Origin of the sequence: Streptomyces sp. STR69 (assembly GCF_024519455.1) — a bacterium.
Taxonomy (GTDB): domain Bacteria; phylum Actinomycetota; class Actinomycetes; order Streptomycetales; family Streptomycetaceae; genus Streptomyces.
In genome coordinates, this window is record NZ_JALJRY010000004.1 from 109,959 (window position 1) to 129,184 (window position 19,226).

Annotated in this window: 15 protein-coding genes; all 15 read right to left on the reverse strand. The window is 71.3% G+C overall.

The features are described 5' to 3' along the window. Positions 1–6 precede the first annotated feature (6 nt). Genes rfbC through asnB form a run of 15 tightly spaced genes read right to left on the reverse strand, consistent with a single transcriptional unit; the run spans position 7 to position 19,225 of the window. Complete coding sequence (rfbC, locus tag OC490_RS08920; RefSeq protein ID WP_262057299.1) at positions 7–558, reverse strand: dTDP-4-dehydrorhamnose 3,5-epimerase; 552 nt, start codon at positions 556–558, stop codon at positions 7–9. Continuing rightward, positions 555–1,799 carry a polysaccharide pyruvyl transferase family protein gene (locus OC490_RS08925; RefSeq protein ID WP_262057300.1) on the reverse strand — a complete coding sequence of 415 codons (1,245 nt, stop codon included), beginning with the start codon at positions 1,797–1,799 and terminating at the stop codon, positions 555–557. The genes rfbC and OC490_RS08925 overlap by 4 nt, the downstream gene beginning before the upstream one ends. Continuing rightward, positions 1,796–2,743: a glycosyltransferase family 2 protein gene (locus OC490_RS08930; protein ID WP_262057301.1), complete on the reverse strand. Its 948-nt coding sequence runs from the start codon at positions 2,741–2,743 to the stop codon at positions 1,796–1,798. The genes OC490_RS08925 and OC490_RS08930 overlap by 4 nt, the downstream gene beginning before the upstream one ends. Continuing rightward, a complete protein-coding gene (locus tag OC490_RS08935; protein WP_262057302.1) occupies positions 2,740–4,047 on the reverse strand; it encodes a hypothetical protein in 1,308 nt (435 codons plus the stop codon). The genes OC490_RS08930 and OC490_RS08935 overlap by 4 nt, the downstream gene beginning before the upstream one ends. After that, entirely contained in the window at positions 4,044–5,318 is a 1,275-nt protein-coding gene (locus OC490_RS08940) for a DUF4910 domain-containing protein (protein ID WP_262057303.1), read from the reverse strand. The genes OC490_RS08935 and OC490_RS08940 overlap by 4 nt, the downstream gene beginning before the upstream one ends. Then, on the reverse strand, positions 5,315–6,340 hold the full coding sequence (locus OC490_RS08945; RefSeq protein WP_262057570.1) for an NAD-dependent epimerase/dehydratase family protein: 1,026 nt from the start codon (positions 6,338–6,340) through the stop codon (positions 5,315–5,317). Before OC490_RS08945 ends, OC490_RS08940 begins: the two co-directional genes overlap by 4 nt. A gap of 5 nt (positions 6,341–6,345) precedes the next feature. Beyond that, the gene (locus OC490_RS08950) at positions 6,346–6,993 is read right to left on the reverse strand and encodes a PIG-L deacetylase family protein (protein WP_262057304.1); all 648 of its coding nucleotides are present in this window, start codon (positions 6,991–6,993) and stop codon (positions 6,346–6,348) included. Continuing rightward, positions 6,990–7,784 carry a sugar phosphate nucleotidyltransferase gene (locus tag OC490_RS08955; RefSeq protein ID WP_262057305.1) on the reverse strand — a complete coding sequence of 265 codons (795 nt, stop codon included), beginning with the start codon at positions 7,782–7,784 and terminating at the stop codon, positions 6,990–6,992. Before OC490_RS08955 ends, OC490_RS08950 begins: the two co-directional genes overlap by 4 nt. Next, positions 7,781–9,034 (reverse strand): class I SAM-dependent methyltransferase, encoded by a 1,254-nt coding sequence (locus OC490_RS08960; protein ID WP_262057306.1) that lies wholly within the window; start codon positions 9,032–9,034, stop codon positions 7,781–7,783. Before OC490_RS08960 ends, OC490_RS08955 begins: the two co-directional genes overlap by 4 nt. Beyond that, on the reverse strand, positions 9,031–10,272 hold the full coding sequence (locus OC490_RS08965; RefSeq protein WP_262057307.1) for a glycosyltransferase family 4 protein: 1,242 nt from the start codon (positions 10,270–10,272) through the stop codon (positions 9,031–9,033). Before OC490_RS08965 ends, OC490_RS08960 begins: the two co-directional genes overlap by 4 nt. Positions 10,273–10,274: 2 nt before the next feature. After that, positions 10,275–11,588, reverse strand: coding sequence for an O-antigen ligase domain-containing protein (locus OC490_RS08970; RefSeq protein ID WP_262057308.1), 1,314 nt, complete (start codon positions 11,586–11,588; stop codon positions 10,275–10,277). Position 11,589: 1 nt separating this feature from the next. Further along, positions 11,590–13,125: a right-handed parallel beta-helix repeat-containing protein gene (locus OC490_RS08975; protein ID WP_262057571.1), complete on the reverse strand. Its 1,536-nt coding sequence runs from the start codon at positions 13,123–13,125 to the stop codon at positions 11,590–11,592. Beyond that, positions 13,122–15,089, reverse strand: coding sequence for a heparinase II/III family protein (locus tag OC490_RS08980; RefSeq protein ID WP_262057309.1), 1,968 nt, complete (start codon positions 15,087–15,089; stop codon positions 13,122–13,124). Before OC490_RS08980 ends, OC490_RS08975 begins: the two co-directional genes overlap by 4 nt. After that, positions 15,086–17,275, reverse strand: coding sequence for a bi-domain-containing oxidoreductase (locus tag OC490_RS08985; RefSeq protein ID WP_262057310.1), 2,190 nt, complete (start codon positions 17,273–17,275; stop codon positions 15,086–15,088). The genes OC490_RS08980 and OC490_RS08985 overlap by 4 nt, the downstream gene beginning before the upstream one ends. A 15-nt stretch (positions 17,276–17,290) precedes the next feature. Next, positions 17,291–19,225 carry an asparagine synthase (glutamine-hydrolyzing) gene (asnB, locus tag OC490_RS08990; RefSeq protein WP_262057311.1) on the reverse strand — a complete coding sequence of 645 codons (1,935 nt, stop codon included), beginning with the start codon at positions 19,223–19,225 and terminating at the stop codon, positions 17,291–17,293. Position 19,226 lies beyond the last annotated feature (1 nt).

Here is a 19,226-nt window from a genome sequence, read left to right on the forward strand (position 1 = left end):
AGGACCTCAACTTTCTCTGTGCTTCAGGACCTCGGCGAGGCTCGGCGCCTCACGGTCCCGTTGGGACATCAGTGCAACCGGCAGCGGCCAGGGAATGGCCAGCTCCGGGTCGTCGAAGGCGATGGTCACGTCCTCGGTCGGATCGTGCGGGCGGTCGATCCGGTACGAGGTGTCAGCGGTGTCGGTCAGTGCCTGAAAACCGTGCGCGCATCCCGCGGGAATGTAAAGAGTTGGCTGTGATTCTCCTGTGAGTTCAAAGGAAACCCAATGGCGGTAGGTCGGGGAATCCGGCCGCAGGTCCACGACGACGTCGAAGATCCGCCCGTACGAGCACCGCACCAACTTGGCCTCGCCGGCGCCGGATCGCAGGTGCAGACCGCGCACCACGCCCCGGACCGAGCGGGACAGGCTGTCCTGGACGAAGGCGTCCGGGTCCAGGCCCACCGAGCGGACCACGTCGGCGTCGAAGGTGCGGCAGAAGAAGCCGCGTTCGTCGGTGTACGGCGTCGGTTCGAAGAGGAACGCGCCGGTGATCTCCGGGACTTCGGTCGCTTTCATGGAGACTCCTGGCGGGCGTCGGCGTGGGCGTGGGTGTGGCCGGTCGCGAGGAACACGGCCGCGGTCAACGAGCCGAACTGGTCCCGCAGTTGGCGGGCGGCGGCCAGGTTCCGCTCGGCGAGGGTCTGCCGCAGTTCGGGCGATCGCTTCTCCAGCGCCCGGAATTGCTCCAGCAACCTGTCGGCGTCGACCTCGCGCGCCGGGTGGCAGTACGCGCCCAGGCCCATGCGGTCCATGAGCGCGTCGCTCTTCGCCGCGTAGCTGAGCGCGAGCACCGGCGTTCCCGTCTTCAGCGCGCAGATCAGGTTGTGGTACCTGACTGCCACCACGGTGTCGGCGGCCGTCATCTCCTTCATCAGGTCGGCCAGGGAGGTCGGTTCGGCCGCGGTGACCAGCGGTGAGTCGACCGCGTCGAGGATCGCGGCGACCACCGAGGCGTCGCACTGGTCGCCGGTGAGCAGCCGGACGGGCCTGCCCTCCTCGACCAGCGTGCGGACGAACCGGATCGTGCCGTCGAGGTAGCGCCGGTAGATCTCGTCGGCCCGGGCGCGGTCGTCGTTGCCGCCGTGGAAGTCCATGACGCCGACGCAGACCGTGCCCGGCGCGTCCGAGGGTGCGCTCGGCGGCGGTGACGGCAGGGAGAAGGCGAGGTCCGGATAGACCTCGTCGCGCGCGGTGTCCACGCCCATCGCCCGCATCGCGTCCCGGGACTGGGCGTCCCGGTAGGACCGGTAGGCGGCCAGCCGCCCCGACCAGCGGACCAGGGCGCGGGTGGGCCGGTTGCGGATCTCGGCGGCGCCGACGCTGACCAGCGCGACCCGGGTGCGCGTCAGTCGGCCGCTCGCGCAGAGCAGGAACAGGGAGTAGGGGAAGCCCCAGGGCCGTAGCGGCAGGGTGGCTTCCAGGACGCCCATGCCCGGCACGATCACCACGTCGTGGCGGCGTACCCAGGCGGCGGTGCGGAAGATGTCGACGAACTTGCCCAGGCCCTTCGACGCGATCGAGCTCACGCGGGACGCGGTCCGGTACTCGGCGCGGTTCCAGTGCATCCGGGTGGCGGGTATGCCGAACCGGGCCGTCACGGCCTCGGGTCCGCCGCAGAAGGCGTCCACGGCCGCGTCCGGGTGGTCGGCGCGGAGGTAGCCGAGGACGGCTTCGAGCGATCCGTCGTTGCCGAGGTTGCCGGAGCCGAGCAGGCCGAACACCCCGACGCGCACCGGCCGTTCGGGCGCGGAGGTCATGCGTGCCTCCCCTCGCGGCCGGCGACGAGGGCGTCCACGGAGACCGTGAGCTGGGACGGGTCGACCGGGGCGCGGTCCTCGACCCGCTCGCCGGCGCCCGGGCGGACCCGGCTGGTCATCCACGAGGCCAGGTGGCGGTAGCAGGCACGCCGGTCGGCCGGGGACAGCGGTGCCCGCCGGATCGCCGAGGCGAAGCCCCAGATGTACTCGGCGAGCAGCCGGGGCGTCGGGTGCAGCGCGCCTGCCCGGCGCGGGTCCAGGTTGACGCAGCGGGCGCGCTTGGAGGGGTTCGCGCGCTCGGCGCGGGTGGGGTGGTCGCGGCGGAAGTACAGCAGTTCCGGCACCTGGTGGAAGCGTCCGTGCAGAGTGATCTCGGCGACGAACGTGCGGTCCGCGTGGTGGTAACTGTCCATCGGTTTCACCCGGCGCAGCACGTCGGCCCGGATCACCCCGTAGAAGTCGTCGCCGCCCGGCTCGAACAGCAGGCTGCGGAAGCGCTCCGGCGCGTGCGGGGAGCCGGTGGCGAGCGTGTACTCGTAGGGCACCGTCACCTGACCGTCGCCGTCGATGACCGCCTGGTCGGTGTGCGCGAGGATCACGTCCGGCCGCTCGTCCAGCGCTTCTATGCAGCGCGTCAGCAGGTCGCGGCCGTAGAGGTCGTCGTGCGAGGCCCACTTGAAGAGTTCGCCGCGGGACTCGGCGAAGACGTGGTTGTGGTTCGGGGTGGCGCCGATGTTGCGGGGCAGCCGGAGATAGCGGATGCGGGAGTCCTGCGCGGCGTACTTGCGGCAGATGTCTTCGGTGGCGTCGGTCGAGGCGTTGTCGGAGACGACCAGTTCGAAGTCCTCGTAGGTCTGGCCGAGGAGGGCGTCGAACGACTCGGCCAGGTACTCCTCGCCGTTGTACACGGGCAGGCCGATGCTCAGCCGCGGTCGGTCGGTCATGAGGTCCTCACTTCGGGGATGGGTTCGCGGTGGCGCTCGCGCAGGGCGGAGCGCAGTTGCAGCCACCACACGGCCGAGCCGCTGATGGTCGCGGCGGCGACGCCCCAGGCCGAGCCGGACGTGCCGCCGAGGGCCGCTCCGCCGAGCCCGCCGCCGACGTAGCAGGCGGAGGCGAACAGCTGGCAGCGCAGGCTGCGGCGGGCCGCGCCGAGCGCGCGCAGTCCGGCCGCGGCGCCGGTGCCGAGGCCCGCCCCGGCGACGCTGAGGGTGATCTGCACGATGAGGTGCGAGGAGGAGCGCCAGACGTCGCCGAGCGCCAACTCGCCGAGCCGGTCCGGCATCAGCAGCAGGGCCGAGCCCCAGAGCAGCGCCCCGGTGGCCTGTCCCCCGCCGAGGAAGAGGCAGAACCTGCCCAGCCGCTGCGGGGCCTGCCGCAGCACGCGGGCCGCCTCGGGGACGGTGACCAGGGACAGCCCCATCAGTACGGCGAGGAAGGGGCCGAGGAGGAGTTCGGCGCCGCGCACCGCGCCGACCGCGCTCACTCCGACGATCACGCCGAGGCCGTACGCCCGCAGTTGGCTGGCGCCGCTGAGGCTGACGTTCTCGACCAGGTACCGGTAGCCGAGGTCCCGCTGCGCGCGCAGCCACTCGCGGGCCTGTGCCGTGCGGGGCCGGATGCCGGACTGGATACAGCCGTATCCCGCCGCGACCGTGGCGGACGCGCCCCAGGCGAGCACGAAGGCGGCCACGGTGCCGACATGGGCCGCCACCACCATGGCGGGGATGAGCGCGATGCCCCACACGATGTCGTTGACGAACGCCTTCCGGCCGTCGCCCGCGGCGAAGAACGAGAACCGCCAGGCGTCCTGGAGCAGCAGCCCCGGCATCATCAGACCGAGGGCGGCGAAGGCGGGCCCCACCCGGCCGCCGAGCCCGAGCCCGGCCGCCAGACACAGCACGCCGAGGGCCGTGCCGACGCAGAGCGCGGTACCCGTCGAGCGGGCCACCGCCCCGCGCCAGGACGCCCGCGGCACCCCGCTGAAGCGGACCACGAGCGGGTCGGTGGCCAGGCCCCGGGAGACGTTGAGCACCACGCCGTAGGTCACCCAAGCGAGGCTGAACACGCCGAACGCGGTCACCCCGAGGGAGCGGGCGACGTAGATGCCCACCGCGAAGTTGCTGATGCTGGAGGCCGCCTGGTCGGCCAGTCCCCAGGAGAGCCGACCGACGAGGGCCCGTTTGGCGGACCGGGCCGGTCTCGCCGTCGTCTGTGGGTTCTCCCCGTCGGTGGTCATCGGCGTCATGTCTTGATCAGTCCGGCCTCGTGCAGGGCGTCGGCCGCGCCGGCGACGCTGTCGAACGGCAGCCCGGACCGCTCGGCGACGTCCAGCAGACTGTGCTCTCCGTCGGAGAGGTTGAGCACCCACAGCATGGCCATCTGCGCCTGCTTGGTGTCGCTGCGTCCGCCGAGCGCGTCGTACAACCCGCGGCGGCCCAACTGCGGTTCGCCGTAAGGGCTGAGGTTGAGGTACCGCCGGTTGCGGTCGAGAACGGTGAACGCCTCGCGGCAGACGGCGAGGGTGTCCGCCATCGCCTCCGGGAAGACGAAGTCCGGGTTGTCCGCCGAGGTGTGGTACTCGGGGTACCCGGCGTACGGGGTCCGGCTGAGCGAGCCCACGCCGAGGTTGAACCCGGGCGAGCAGTACTGCCGCTCGTCGTAGCCGTACGGCGTGAACTCGTTGATGTGGTGCGGCCGTTCGGACGCGGTCAGCACGTGCCGCAGCACCCGGTCGATCTCCGCGTCGCCGCGCCTGCTCTGCTTGTACGTCAGCTGCCCCGCGTCCCCGGCGCAGGCCAGCACGAGCCCGTGCTTGACCCGGTCGATCCGTTCCGCGTTGCGGGCCAGCCAGGTGATCGCCCCGATGGTGCCGGGTGCGTAGATGAACCGGTAGGTGTAGTACGGCGTTTCCCGCGCCAGCGCGCGGGCCAGGAACGTCGCCACCGCGATGCCGGCGAGGTTGTCGTTGGCCAGCGACGGGTGGCAGGTGTGGCAGGAGACGATGACCTCGTCGGCCACCTGCCCGGGGACCACGTGCTCGGCGTAGGTGAGGTGGCCGTCCGCCAGGGTGGAGTCGATCCGCACCTCGTAGTCACCGTCGGGCAGCGCGTCCAGGGTGTCCTGCGCCAGGCAGAATCCCCACTCCGGCTTGTAGTAACTCGTGCGGTACGGCACCCAGTTCGGGTGCTCCGGCAGCGTGTGCAGGTGTTCGCGCAGCTCGGCGAGCGGCATGGTCCGCGACACCGGGACGCTGTAGCCGAGCACGTGCAGGCTGGACGCGGCGAAGTCGACGACCCGCCGGCCGGTGGCGTCGGCGATGTACGCGTCCCGGATGTTCCACTCCTGCGGAACCGTCCAGTCGAGGACCTGGGTCCCGGTCGGCACCTCGTGCACGTCCAGCGGGAGGTACTCGCCGACGATGTCCAGGGTGGCGCGCACCCCGTCGCCGGTGATGCTCCGGCAGAGCGGGTACAGCCGCTCCACCAGTGCGTGCATCTCCTCGCCGACCGCTGTCATCGGCGCCACCGCAGGGTGTCGTCGACGGTGCCGGCTTCGGTGGCCGCGCGGAGCACGGCGAGGCGGGTGAAGCGCTGCTCGAAGTCCTCCCGGGTCAGCCCGAACTTCCGGTAGGCGTCGGCGAGTTCGAGGGCGCCCTGCTTCACCGTCCACTCGCAGTCGAAGTCGGGGATCGCGCTGCGGAAGCGGGAGAAGTCCACCCGGTACGAGCGCGGGTCGGCGCCGTTCTCGCCGGTGATCACCACCTTCGCGCCGGACACCGCCTCGGCGACCTGCTCGGCGATCTCGGCGACGGTGACGTTGTTGATCTCACTGCCGATGTTGAACGCCCGGTCGTGGACCGCCTCGCGCGGCGCGGTCAGCGCGGCCGTGAAGGCGCGGGCGATGTCGGCGGCGTGCACGAGCGGGCGCCAGGGGGTGCCGTCGGAGAGGACCAGCACCTCGCCGGAGAGCAGCGCGTGGCCCACCAGGTTGTTCAGCACGATGTCGGCGCGCAGCCGGGGCGAGTAGCCGAAGGCGGTGGCGTTGCGCATGAACACCGGGGTGAAGTCGTCGTCGGCCAGCGCGTGCACGTCGTCCTCGACCCGCACCTTGGACTCCGCGTACGGCGTCACGGGGCGCAGCGGGGCGTCCTCGGTGACCAGGTCGTCGCCGCCGGAGGCGCCGTAGACGGAGCAGGTCGACGCGTACAGGAAGCGTCGAACTCCCGCGTCGCGGGCCAGCTTTGCCAGCCGTACGGACGCGTGGTGGTTGATGTCGTAGGTGAGTTCCGGGGCCAGCGAGCCGAGCGGGTCGTTGGAGAGCGCGGCCAGGTGGATCACGGCGTCGAACCCGGCCACGTGCTCGGCGGTGAGGTCGCGCAGGTCCACCCGCGTCCCGGGCGGGTCGGCGGGCTGCGGGCCGAGGACGGAGTCGGCGAACAGGCCGGAGTCGAGGCCGACGACCTCGTGTCCGGCGGCGGTGAGGACGGGTGCCATCACGGTGCCCAGATATCCCTGGTGTCCGGTCAGTAGTACGCGCAAGGTGTTCAACCCCCCAGGTTGAGCGTGAGTTTGGTGACGGCGAAGGCCTCGGCGTAGCGCGCGTGGCATTCGATACCGCGGATCCGGGCGAGGCCGAGGAAGGCCTCGCGGTCGTACCACGGGCGGTGCCGCTGCGAGGGGTAGTGCTCCTGCAGCAGCCGCACCTTCTGTTCGGCGGTCTCGGTCTCCAGCGGCTGGTAGGCCGCCGGACGGCCGAGGTCGCCGTCCCACTTGACGATCTCGTAGCCGAGCACGAGGTGGTCGCGGAACGCGGTGGTCATGAGTTTCGCCAGGCCGCGGTGGTCCTGGTGGGCGTCGTCGGTGCGCGGCGCGAGGACCAGCTCGGGCTCGGTCCGCGCGCGGAGTTCCTCGACGGCGGCCTTGGCCTCCTCCCAGTGCGCGGGCAGGCGGCCGTCCGGCAGTTTGTGCACGGTCAGCCGCAGGTCGGCGCCCGGGCAGAAGGCGGTGAGCGCGGCCTGTTCCTCCTGCTCGCGCTCGCTGCCGCCGCCGGACAGCACCAGCGCGTCGACGCGGATGCCGGGCCGTGCCTGGCACAGCGTGAGCAGGGTGCCGCCGGCGCCGATGGCGATGTCGTCGCAGTGGGCGCCCACGACGACGATCCGGTCGAGCCGGCCGGCTCCGAGCCTGATCACGCACGCACCCCCGCGCTGTCCCGCTCCCACACGGCCCACGGGCGGTCGCCCCGCGCGTAGGCCTCGTCGAGCGCGGCCCGCTCCTTCACGGTGTCCGTCGGCTTCCAGAAACCGCGGTGCTGATGCGCCACCAGCCGTCCCCGCTTGGCGAGTTGGGAGCATCCGTCGGCGACCAGGTCACCGTTCTCCGGTATGTGGTCGAAGACCTCCTGGCGGAGCACGAAGTAGCCGCCGTTCTCCCACAGCGGCATGTCGCTCACCGCGGTGATGCCGCCCACCAGGCCGTCCTCCCCCAACTCCACGCAGTGGAACGAGGATTGCGGCGGCACGACCATCATCGACGCGCCCGCGTCGCGCGCGGCGAACCTGTCGATCATCTCCGGCAGCGGGGCGTCGGTGAGGACGTCGGCGTAGTTGGCGAGGAACATCTCGTCGCCGTCCAGGTGGTGGCGCACCCGGCGCAGCCGCTCACCGATGGGCGACTCGATGCCGGTCTGGGCGAAGGTGATCGTCCAGTCGGCGATGTCGGTGGAGAGCAACTCGGTCTGCCCGCCGCGCAGGACGAAGTCGTTGGACACCGTCTCCTCGTAGTTGAGGAAGAAGTCCTTGATGTGGTGGGCGCCGTAGCCGAGGCACAGGATGAACTCCTTGTGCCCGAAGTGCGCGTAGTAGCGCATGACGTGCCAGATCAGGGGTCTCGGCCCGACCATCGCCATGGGCTTGGGGACGTCGTCGGAGGTTCCGTTGCGCATGCGCATCCCGTAACCGCCGCAGAACAGGACGACCTTCATGCTGTGACCTCTTTCGACTGCGCGACCTCGACGATGCTCAGTTCCGGGATGGGGAAGACGAGCCGGCCGCCCCACTCGTGCACGTAGGACAGCTGCTCGACCAGTTCGGCCCGCAGGTTCCACGGGAGGACGAGGACGTAGTCCGGCTTGTCGACGGCTATCTGCTCGGGCGGCAGGATCGGGATGCGGGTGCCGGGGGTGAACCGGCCGTGCTTGTACGGGTTGCGGTCGACCGTGTAGGCGAGCAGGTCGGGGCGGATGCCGCAGTGGTTGAGCAGGGTGTTGCCCTTGCCGGGGGCGCCGTAGCCGACGACCGTCTCGCCGCGGTCGGCCGCGTCGATGAGGAACCGCAGCAGGTCCCGGCGGACCTTGGCGACCCGGGCCGAGAACTCGGTGTACCCGGCCAACTCCTGCAGTCCGGCGGCCTTCTCGCGGGCCAGTACGTCGGCCACGCGCTGCGAGGGCTCCCCCGCGACCTCGGCCGGCCGGGACCACAGCCGGATGGAGCCGCCGTGCGTGGGCAGCAACTCGACGTCCACGAGCGTGAGTCCGCCGCTGGCGAGGGCCCGGATCGCGGCGGCGACCGTGTAGTACTGGAAGTGCTCGTGGTAGATCGTGTCGTACTGGTTGTCCTCGATCAGGGTCAGCAGGTGCTGCACCTCGATGGAGACCCAGCCGTCGTCGGCGACCAGGGCGCGCAGCCCCTGGGTGAATCCGACCACGTCGGGGATGTGCGCGTACACGTTGTTGGCCACGACCAGGTCCGCCGGGCCGTGCTCGGCGCGGACGGCGGAGCCGGTCTCGGGGCTCAGGAAGTCCGTGAAGGTGGGCACACCCGCCTCGCGCGCCGCGGCGCCGACGTTCACCGAGGGCTCGATGCCCAGGCAGCGGATCCCCCGGTCCACCACGTGCCGCAGCAGGTAGCCGTCGTTGCTCGCGACCTCGACCACGAAGGAGTCGGGGCCGAGGTCGAGGCGCTGTACGGCGCCGTCGACGAAGGTGCGCGCGTGCTCCACCCAGGAGGTCGAGAAGGAGGAGAAGTACGCGTACTCCTTGAACGTCTCCTCCGGCGTGATCAGCGGCGGTATCTGCGCCAGCCAGCAGTCGGTGCAGACCCGCAGATGCAGCGGGTACGCCGGTTCCGGCAGGTCCAGTTGGTCCGCGGCGAGAAAGCTCTCACACGGCGGTGTCGCCCCCAGGTCGACGACGCTCGCCATCGCTTCCGAGCCGCAGAGTCGGCATCGTGTCATGTGCTGTCCCCATCCCCCCTGCCCGCGTGGGTGTCCCCACCGCGAGCCAGTGCTGACCGTCCCGCGATCGCGGTGCGGTACTCCTCCAGCAGGCGCTCCAGGCCGACGGCCGGGCTGAATCCCTGCTCGTAGCGGTGCCGGGCCGCCCGGCCCATCTCGCGGTTGCGGTCCGGGTCGGCCGCGATCCGGCGGATGCCGGACGCGAGCGAGGCGGCCTCGCCGGGCCGGTGCAGCAGTCCGGTGACGCCGTCCTCGACGAGTTCGACGAAGGCGCCGTGACCGGCGGCGACGGTCGGCACCCCGGCCGCCATCGCCTCCACGACCACCAGGCCGAACGCCTCCAGCCAGGTCGAGGGCGCCACCACGGCGACCGACCGTGCGATGGCCTTGCGGCACTCCGCCGGGTCCAGCAGGCCGACGTAGCGCACGTCGTCGCGGCCCGCCGCCCAGGAGGTCACCTCTTTCTCCAGCGGCCCCGTGCCGGCGATCGCGAGCGGGACGCCCACACCGCCGCTCGCCGCGACCTCGTCCCACGCGGCCATGAGCAGCCGTACGCCCTTGGCCTCGGCGAGCCGGCCGAGGTAGAGCACCTGCTCGCCCCCGCCGTCCCGGCGGATGTCGGGTTCGGGGACGAAGTTGTGCTTCACCGCAAGGCGTTCGGCCGGCATGCCGGAGTGCACCAGGACCTCGCGCTGCGCGGCGGAGATGCAGAGGAAGCGCTCCACGCCGGTCCACCAGCGCCGCCGGTTGACCGACAGGCTGACCGCGAGCGGCACGGTCGCGAGGCTGGAGTTGCGGTAGCAGCCGTGCCGGACGGCGGGCAGCGGGGTCGAGCCGACGCACTCGGTGCACGGTCGGCCGTCCCGCTGGAGTGTGCCGGGCGGGCACACCTGGGTGTAGTTGTGCAGTGTGGCGACGGCGGGCACTCCGACGTCGGCGCAGGCGGCGATGACCGCGGGCGACAGGAGCGGGAACACGTTGTGGACGTGCACCACGTCCGGCCGCTCGGCGCGCAGCCTGTCGGCGAGTTCCTTACGGACCCCCGGGTTCCACGGCACCAGGAGCGGCACCGCGACCTTTCCGAGGAGGGAGCGGGCGCCGATGTCGTCGCTGCGCCGCTCGAACAACTCGACCCGGTGACCGGCCGCGCGGAGCAGCTCCACCTCCTGGTCGACGACCTTGTTCTCCCCGCTCGGCTGCGCCGAGTTGTAGCGGTTGTGCACCACGAGAACGTGCATGCTCAGTTCACCTCCGATCCACGGGCCCAGCGCGGGACGTGCCGTCGAGGGGCTTCGAGCTTCGCGAGCGGCTTCCCGAGCTGCGTCGAGAGCGGAGCGGCCTGGGCCGGTGCCGCCAACAGCGAGGCGGCCAGGGCCAGATGGAGCAGATACGGCGAGGCGTCGCCGAGACCCGCCTCGGTGTACGAGGCGATCGCGCAGTAGCTGATCAGGAAGATCGCGCAGGCCCGCTGCAGCGACGGCGGGCGCAGCAGCGCGACACCGCCCAGCACGACGATGATCACCGCGACGAGGGCGACACCGACCAGACCCTGCTCGTTGTAGACGGCCAGCCAGCTGTTGTCGATCGGCAGCCCGCCAAACGACTTGTCGCCCAGACCCACGCCGAACAGCTGCTGCGCGGTCGACCGGGGCTCGGCCAGCAGGGCGTTCCAGACCTTGGCCCGGCCGGTGAGACTGGAGAAGTTCTCCTGGCTCTGCCCGCGCAGGAACCAGGTCTGCAGCGCGGAGGCGAAGCCCACCGCGGCCACCACGGAGATCAGCACCGCCCAGGTGAAGAAGCGGCGGGCCGCGGCGCTGGTCAGGATGAGCGAGCCGATCGCCAGCGCCAGCCCGAGCAGCAGGCCGAGCGTGGCCGTCCGGGTGTGGGTCAGTGCGAGCAGCACCAGCGACGGCACGATGACCAGCACGGCACTGGTCCGGTCGGTCCGCTTGCCGATGACGAGCAGCGCGGTGAGCCCGATGATGACCGCCGCGTACTGCCCGATCTGCGGCGGGGTGAGCGGCCACACCGCGCCGACGAGCCGTCCGCCGTAGAGGCCGGGCAGGGCCTTGCCCGGGGAGACGAGCAGGCCGAGGGTCACCGAGCCGAGGACCGCGAAGTACGCCCGGATGTGGTAGCGGACGAACGTCAGGCTGCCGTCCCACCAGCGGCTGAGCAGCCACAGGGTGCCGACGAAGAGCGTCAGCCGGAAGCAGCGGAACAGCGCGCCCATCCCGGACTCCAGGCTCGCGCTGGAGATCACGCTGGACACCAGCAGCAGGCTGAGCAGCAGCACGTAGGCGCTGGACCGGACGCGCACCCGCTGGTTGACCACGAGTGCCAGGCCGAACGCGGCGACCAGCGAGCCCATGGTGACCATCTGGATGAGGGAGCGGGGCAGCGGGACGATGGTCTTCGCCCCGGCGGAGCCGAGCGTGTTGAGGACCAGCAGCCCCCAGACGACCCCGACGGTCTTCGGTGTGCCGGCCGGGCGCGGTACGGCGCCGGGCGGCGTGCCCGCCGGGTCCGGTCCGCGCGTCGAGTTCTCGCTCATCTCAACCACCGGCCTGGAGGTCGAGGGTGCTGCCCTTGTCCTGCTGGTACGGCGCCGTCTGCCACTGCCCGAAGTCGAGCACCTTGCTCTGGTCCTCGGCGACGAACTTCCACGGCCCGACGTAGACGTTGTCGTGCCAACTGTTGTGCTGCTGCTCGGTGATGGCGTCGGCCACCCCTTCGCCGTGGTAGGGCGACCAGTCCGGATAGGTGCCGTAGTTGGACAGCACCGCCATGCGGTCGCACATCTCCGTGCACTTGACGACCGACTCGTCCAGCACGAAGCGGTTGTCGTGGATGTCCACCCACTGGGTCTTCCACCGGCAGTCCGAGTAGAGCGGTGCCTTGGCGATGGCCGGTCGCACGCAGGTGCTCGTCTTCTTCACCAGCAGGGTGCAGTCACCGGACGAGGTGTTGGCCGGGCTGTTGCAGAACCGGTCGGCGTTCTCCCACAGGGTGATCCCGGACCAGTTGTTCTCCAGCACGTTCCCGTAGATCTCGATCTTGTGGGTGCGGGCCTTGACCCGCGGTTCGCCGCCGGACTCGGACAGATAGATCGTCGCGTACGGGAAGTTGTCGCCGCTGTCGGCCGCCTTGCGGCCCTCGACCCAGTTGTTGCGCCGGATCGTGTTGTCCTTGATGACGGCGTTGTAGCTCGTCTCGTAGATCAGTGCGGCACCGTCGTTGGCCTCGATCACGTTGTTCTCGATGAGGAAGTCGTTGTTGTTGGTGTCCGCCCACAGCCCGGTGCCGCGGTTGTCGTGCACCCAGTTGCCGCTGATGTCGGCGCCGTTGACCTCCCAGAACTTGATGCCTCCGGTGCAGCCGCAGCCCTTCTGCTTCCGCTCCCAGTCACCGGTGTTGTTGCCGACGATCTCGTTGCCCTGGACCACCAGGCCGGTGAGGGGGCCGTTGCCCTTGTAGGCGTTCATGCCGTACTGGCCGTTGTCGCTCAGGCAGTCGGCGCGGACCTGCTGGCGGGCACCGGCCATCAGCCCGGCGCCGGAGTTGTCCTTGATCGTCGAGTGTTCGATGACCCACCCGTCGGCCGAGTCGTGGTTGACGACGCCCTCGTCCTGCGGCGCGACGAAACCCCGCACGGTCAGATAGCGGATGGTGACGTCGGCGGCGTTGCCGGTGAAGGCGTACTGGTTGACCTTCCGGCCGTCGAACACGGCGCCCGGCGCGCCGATGTAGTGGTCCCCCTTCTTGGGGATGACCTGGGCGTAGCGGTCCCGCTCAAGCCGGTGGGTGCCCGGCTTGAGCCAGAACGTGGTGTTCGGGGGGCTGTTCTTGGTCTTCGTCGCGAGGTCGCCGACCACCTTGGGGTCCACGGTCACCGCGCCCGCCGGCGCCTTCGCCGGTCCGGTGGCGGGGTTGGCGCACACCCGGGCCACGGACCGGGCGGCGGACGTGGCCGTGGACGGCGCGGCGTGCGGCTTCGTCGTGGCCGGGGCGCCCGACGTGCTGTCGCAGCCGGTCGCCGTCAGCAGGATCAGCGCCAGCGGTGCCACCGCCGACGCCCAGTGCCGTCTCATGTTCCCCACGCGCCCCCCTGGCCGCGAAACCCGAGCACGGTGGTGAACCCGTCCGTGCCGTCGGCGAATCCGGTGCCGACGAGCGTGGTGGTGGGTTCCTTGCGCCCGAATCCGGCGGAGTACCAGCCCAGCGGCGGTTCGCTCGCACCGCGGTGCGTCCGCCAGGACAACTGCTCCGGCAGGTCGAGCACCGCGGAACGCCCCTCGCCGTCGCGGATCCAGGTCAGCACCGCGCGGTGCCCCACCAGGTCCGCGGCGATCGCCGGGCCGAGGTGGAACGCCAACTGCACGTCCCGGCGCGGGCCTTGCACCTCGTCGACGATCCTCAGCTCCTGGCTCGCGGCCGTCAGCTCCACCCGGCGGCGGTGCACCGAGCCCTGGTAGCCGTCGTGCTCGGCGGCCCAACGGGTCACCCCCGCACCGGAGTTGTCCACGTCCAGGACGCGGGTGCGGGCATGCCGGGTCCACAGGAACGGGCCGCCCGAGACGGACTGGTCAGCGCCGTCCAGCTGGAGGGTGTTGTGGCCGAGGGTCGAGCGGAAGTACTCCCGCCACTCGGGCTGCCCGTGGTAGCAGTACGTCCCCGGGTCCGCGAGCACGTCGATCCCGTCGTGCCGGACCTCCACGGACAGTGCGTCGGCGTGGGCGTGCGCGGCGATGGACAGGAAGCCGTGCGGACCGCCGTCGCAGCGGCACCAGATCTCTCCGGGACCGCGCAGGACGGTGAGCCCCGCGTCGGCGAAGTGGTCGGGCCTGGTCGCCGGGCGGGCGGTTGCGTCCTTCGCGTACGGCCGGATGAGCGCCGCCAGCAGCGGGGTGCGCACATCGGTGCCGGTGACCGCCGGCCACCAGTCGAGCCGGCCGAACACGGCGTCGCCGGTGGCCAGCAGCGAGCCCCAGCGGTCGGTGCCCGCGCCGTCCAGGATCAGGCCGTGGCCGTCGTCCGCGTCTCCCTGGCGGGGCGGTCGCAGCCGGTTGTCCACTACGGCGGCGAGCGCGTCGGTCATCCGCAGCAGCACCAGCCGGAGCGACTCGGGCACCGGCACACCGGCGGCATCGGCATCGGCCAGCGCGGCCAGGCCGAGTTCCAGGACGAGTCCGTGGTACTCGGTGGCCAGCTCGCGGTTGAGGCCGGAGTCGAAGGTGTTGGCGCGCAACTCCCGGTCCAGCGACCGCAGCGCGTCGGACCGCCAACGCGCCGACGAGGGGAACCAGTTGAAGGCGCAGGCCGCGGCGAACTGTCCGGCGGTCTCGGCGATGACGTGGTTGTTCGCCGAGGAGCCCCGGCTGGGGAAGGCGGCCAGCCAGCGCTGGTGGTGCCAGATCTGGTTCAGCGCCACCGGGTTGTCCTCGAACAGCTCGGCCGCGCCCGGCCAGCCGTCGAGCAGCCGGCGGATCCACACCCAGGACAGCAGCCGGATGCCCAGCTCGATACCGCTGATCCAGTGCACACCGGACAGCGGCGGGTTGGCCTTCCACCACGACCGCAGGTGCTCGGCGACGCGCTCGGCGTACCGCTCGTCCCCGGTGACCGCGTAGGCGGCGGCGAGCACGGTGAGGTACTGGTGCCGGGACGGCTCCCAGATCTGCTTGATGTCCCCGGCCACGTCCTCGTCGCGGTACGGCACGTCGAAGGCGTAGCCGGACGGGGCCCGGCGCCCGGTCTTCGGGTCGTACGACCAGTCCGGGTCGGTGAGGTCGTCGCGGACCACCCCGAAGAACTCGGCGTGCCCGGCCATCAGTTGGTCCGCCTCGGCGACGAGCCGCTTCACGGCGTCCGGCGGCACCTCGGCGACCGTGCCCGCGGGCAGGACCGCGGTGAACCGGGCGCCGGTCACGCTCGGGCTGTCGGGCCGCGCCGACCGCCACCGCCGTCTGCGCACGGCGTCGCCCGCCCGGCCCGCGACCTCGCGCGGACCCATCCGGGACAGCCGGCGCAGGTACCAGCCCGCGCTCATGGTCATGGCGTCCTCGCCAACGTCACCGGCGCGCCGGCGGCCAGGCCAGCCTGCACGGCGAGGGTGGCCGCCGTGGTGGCGACCAGCGACTCCAGCGGCACCGGCATCGGCCCGCCGGACCGAACGGCCTTGATGAACGCGGCGAGTTCGGCGTTCTGGCCCTTGTCCCGGGCCTTGGGCAGCCGCGAACTGACCCACTTCTTACGGCCGTGGACGGAGGCGCGGACGAAGTCGTCGAGCCGCAGCACCTTCCCGTCCCCGACCAGGTCGAGGGTCTCCTTGGGGAAGCCGGAGGCGCCGGTGGTGACGTAGCTGATGGTGGCGGTGGATCCGTCCGGGTAGCGCAGGACGGCCTGGAGGTCCTCGTTGCCGGGCGCGGCCGTCGCGTACACGGAGACCGGGTCGGCGTCGAGGAGCCAGCTCGCCGTGTCGATGAAGTGGCCGCCCTCGCCGGCGAACCGCGAGCCCTCGGCGCCCTGTTGGAGGTACCAGCTGCCGTGCTGGAGCTTGCCCGCGTTGACGAGGTAACGCAGGTTCGCCGGACCGGTCCGGGCGCCGAACCGCTCCTTGGCCTCGTGGAGCAGCGGCGCGAAGCGGCGGTTGAAGCCCACCTGCAGGCGGTCGTTGCCGGACTCCTCCACAGCGGCGAGCACTCCGGCCAGCTCGTCCTCGGTGAGGGCCAGGGGCTTCTCCACGAACACGGTCTTGCCGGCCAGCAGCGCCTGCCGGGTCAGTTCGGCGTGCGAGCTGTGCCGGGTGACCACGAACACGGCGTCGACGGACTTGTCACCGAGGACGGCGTCGAGATCGGTGGTCGCCTTGGCGAAGCCGAACTTCCGCTGCGCGTTGGCCCCGGAGAGCGCCGTCGTGGTGACGACGGTCGCCAGCTCGACGCCCTCGCGTTGTGCCAGGTGTGGCAGCAGCATCGAGGTCGCGTAGTTACCGGCGCCGACGAACGCGAGACGCACCGGGGTCTTGGCGGACCGGGCCGGGGTGGAGGTTCCCTCGCTGCGGCGGACGGCGGGCACGGCCACCGAAGGGGCCTCCGGCTCCCCCGCCTCCTCCCTCTGCTCGGGGTAGCGGAACAGCACGGCGACGGCCTTCAACTCGCCGTCCTTCAGCCGCTGATACGTCTCTACGGCGTCATCGAAGTCGGCGACGTGGGAGACCAGGGGCTCCACATCGACGCTGCCCCGGGCGACGAGGTCGAGGAAGCAGGCCAGGTTGCGGCGCTCGGTCCAGCGGACGTAGCCGATCGGGTAGTCGCGTCCCTCCAGCTCGTACGACGGGTCGTAGCGCCCGGGGCCGTAGGAGCGCGAGAAGCGGACGTCGAGTTCCTTCTCGTAGTACGCGTTCCAGGGCAGGTCGAGGCGGCACTTGCCGATGTCGACGACCCGGCCGCGGTCCCGTGCGAGCCGGGCGGCCAGCTCGACGGGCTGGTTGCTGCCGCCGCCTGCGGCCAGGAACACCTGGTCCACGCCGTGGCCGTCGGTGAGTTCGGCGACGGCCGCTTCCACGGCGGCGGAGGCGGGGTCGCCGCAGGCAGCGGCGCCGAGGCGTTCGGCGAGTTCGCAGCGCGCCGGGTCCGGGTCGGCGCCGACCACTCGGACGCCTGCGGCAGTGAGGAGCTGGACGACCAGTTGCCCGATCAGTCCGAGGCCGATGACCAGGGCGACCTCGCCGAGCTGCGGCTCGCCCTGGCGCACGCCCTGCATCGCGATCGAGCCGACGGTGCCGAAGGCCGCGTGCCGCGGGGCGAGGCCCTCGGGGACGGGGGCGTAGAGGTTCTTCGGCACCCAGTTCAACTCGGCGTGCAGCGCGTGTTCGTTGCCCGCGCAGGCGACGAGGTCGCCGACCTTCACATCGTCGATCCCGGCGCCGACCTGCTCGACCACCCCGCACAGCGAGTAACCCAGCGGGGTGTAGGAGTCCAGCTTGCCCATCACCTTGCGGTAGGTGGCGGGCAGTCCGTTGGTGGCCACGCTCTGCATGACCTTGGCCACCTGGTCCGGCCGGGAGCGGGCCTTGCCCAGCATCGACATGCCGGCCTCGGAGACCTTCATGAGCTCGGTCCCGGTGGATATCAGCGAGTAGGCGCTGCGCACCAGCACACCGCCCGGCTTGCACCCCGGTACCGGAACGTCGAGCACCGCCAGCTCGCCGCTCTTGTAGTTCTGTACAACCTGCTTCACCAGAACTCCTGATTTCTAAGCCGTCGACCGAGTGCTCTGGGCGGGGCCAGAGGTCGCGTCGCGATACCAGTACTCGAGGGTCAGTACGTGCCACAGATGCTTGGAGTAGTCCGCCTGTCCGGCGGCGTCCTCGGCGACCATCCGGGCCAGCGCGTCACGGCGCAGCAGCCCGGACCGGACGAGCTCGCCGTCGTTGACCACCTCACGCACCAGCGGTGCCAGGTCCCGGCTCATCCAGGCGCGCAGCGGGGCGCTGAACAGGCCCTTGGGCCGGTACACGATCTCGCGGGGCAGGATCGAGGTGGCGGCTTCCTTGAGGACGGCCTTGCCCTGCCGCCCGACGATCTTGCGGTTGCCGGGTACGGCGAACGCCGCCTTGACCACCTCGATGTCGACGTACGGCGTCCGGACCTCGGTGGAGGCGGCCATGCTGGAGCGGTCCGTGTAGGCGAGGTTCAGACCCGGCAGGAACATGCGGGAGTCGGTCAGGCACATGCGGTTGACGAAGTCGTCGAGGTCGTTGTCCTGGTAGACGTCCGTGTGCTCGGTGATCACGTCGTCGACCGTCCCGGCCAGGTCCGGGTTGAGCAGGGCGAGCAGCTCGTCCTGGTCGTACATGGTGTAGCTGCGCCGGAACGCGGTCTCCTCCGGCAGATCGGCGAAGGAGAGGAACCGCTTCGCGAAGCGCACCGACCGGTAGCCGCGGGTGGCCGAGGCGACCGGCAGCCGGTCCACGACCCCGGACACCCCGCGCCGCAGGGGGCGGGGGACGCGCTGGTAGCGCAGCGCGAGCAGGTTGGCGAAGTGCTTGCGGTACCCCGCGAACAGCTCGTCGGCGCCCATGCCCGAGAGCATCACCTTGACCCCGGCCTCCCGGGCGGCCAGGCAGATCAGGTAGGTGTTGATCGCGGCGGGGTCGCCGATCGGCTCGTCCAGGCTGTACGTCATCTGCGGCAGCAGGTCGAGCACGTTCGGGGCGATCTCGATCTCGTGCAGGTCGACACCGAACTGCTTGGCGACCTGCCGGGCGTAGCGCAGGTCGTCCGGCATCGCCTCGAACTTGGCGTCCTCGGCGCGGAATCCGATGGTGTAGGCGGAGATCCCGGGCTGGTGACGGGCCGCCAGCGCGGTCAGATAGCTGGAGTCGAGGCCGCCGGAGAGGAAGGTCGCCACGGGCACGTCGGAGATCAGGTGGCGCCGGGTCGACTCCTCGACGATGGCGGCGAGGTCCGGCTGTTCACCGGCCAGGGCGCGGTCCCGGCCCTCGGCGGCGACGTCCTTCAGGTTCCAGAAGCTGCCGCGCTCCACCCTGCCGTCGGGCCGGCACCGCAGCCAGCTGCCCGGCGGCAGTTTCTCCGCCTCGCGGAACGCGCAGCGGGAGTCCGGCACCCAGTAGTAGAGCAGGGAGGCCACGAGCGCCGCCTGGTCCACCTCCAGGGACTTGCCGGTCGCGGCGGCGAGCGCCTTGAGCTCGGAGGCGAACATCAGGCCCTCGCCGCGCCGGAGCAGGAACAGCGGCTTGATGCCGAGCTGGTCGCGGACGAGCACCAGCTCACCGGTGCGCTCGTCGAAGATGCCGAACGCGAACATGCCGCGCAGCCGGGGCAGACAGTCGGTGCCCCAGCGTCGCCAGGCCTCCAGCACCACCTCGGTGTCGGAGGTGCCGCGGAAGCGGACCCCGGTGGCCTCCAACTCGGCCCGTAGTTCGGGCGCGTTGTACAGCTCGCCGTTGTACGTCAGGGCGAGGCCGTCCGAGACCATCGGCTGGGCGCCGGTCTCCGACAGGTCGACGATGGCCAGCCTGCGGTGCCCCAGCTGCACCTCACCGTCGCCCAGGGGGTGGCCGTAGCGGCCCGAGCCGTCCGGGCCGCGGTGGGCGAGGGTGTCGGTGAGCCGGTCGGTGACGGCCTTTCCGTCCGGCCATCGGTATGTGCCCGCGATGCCGCACACG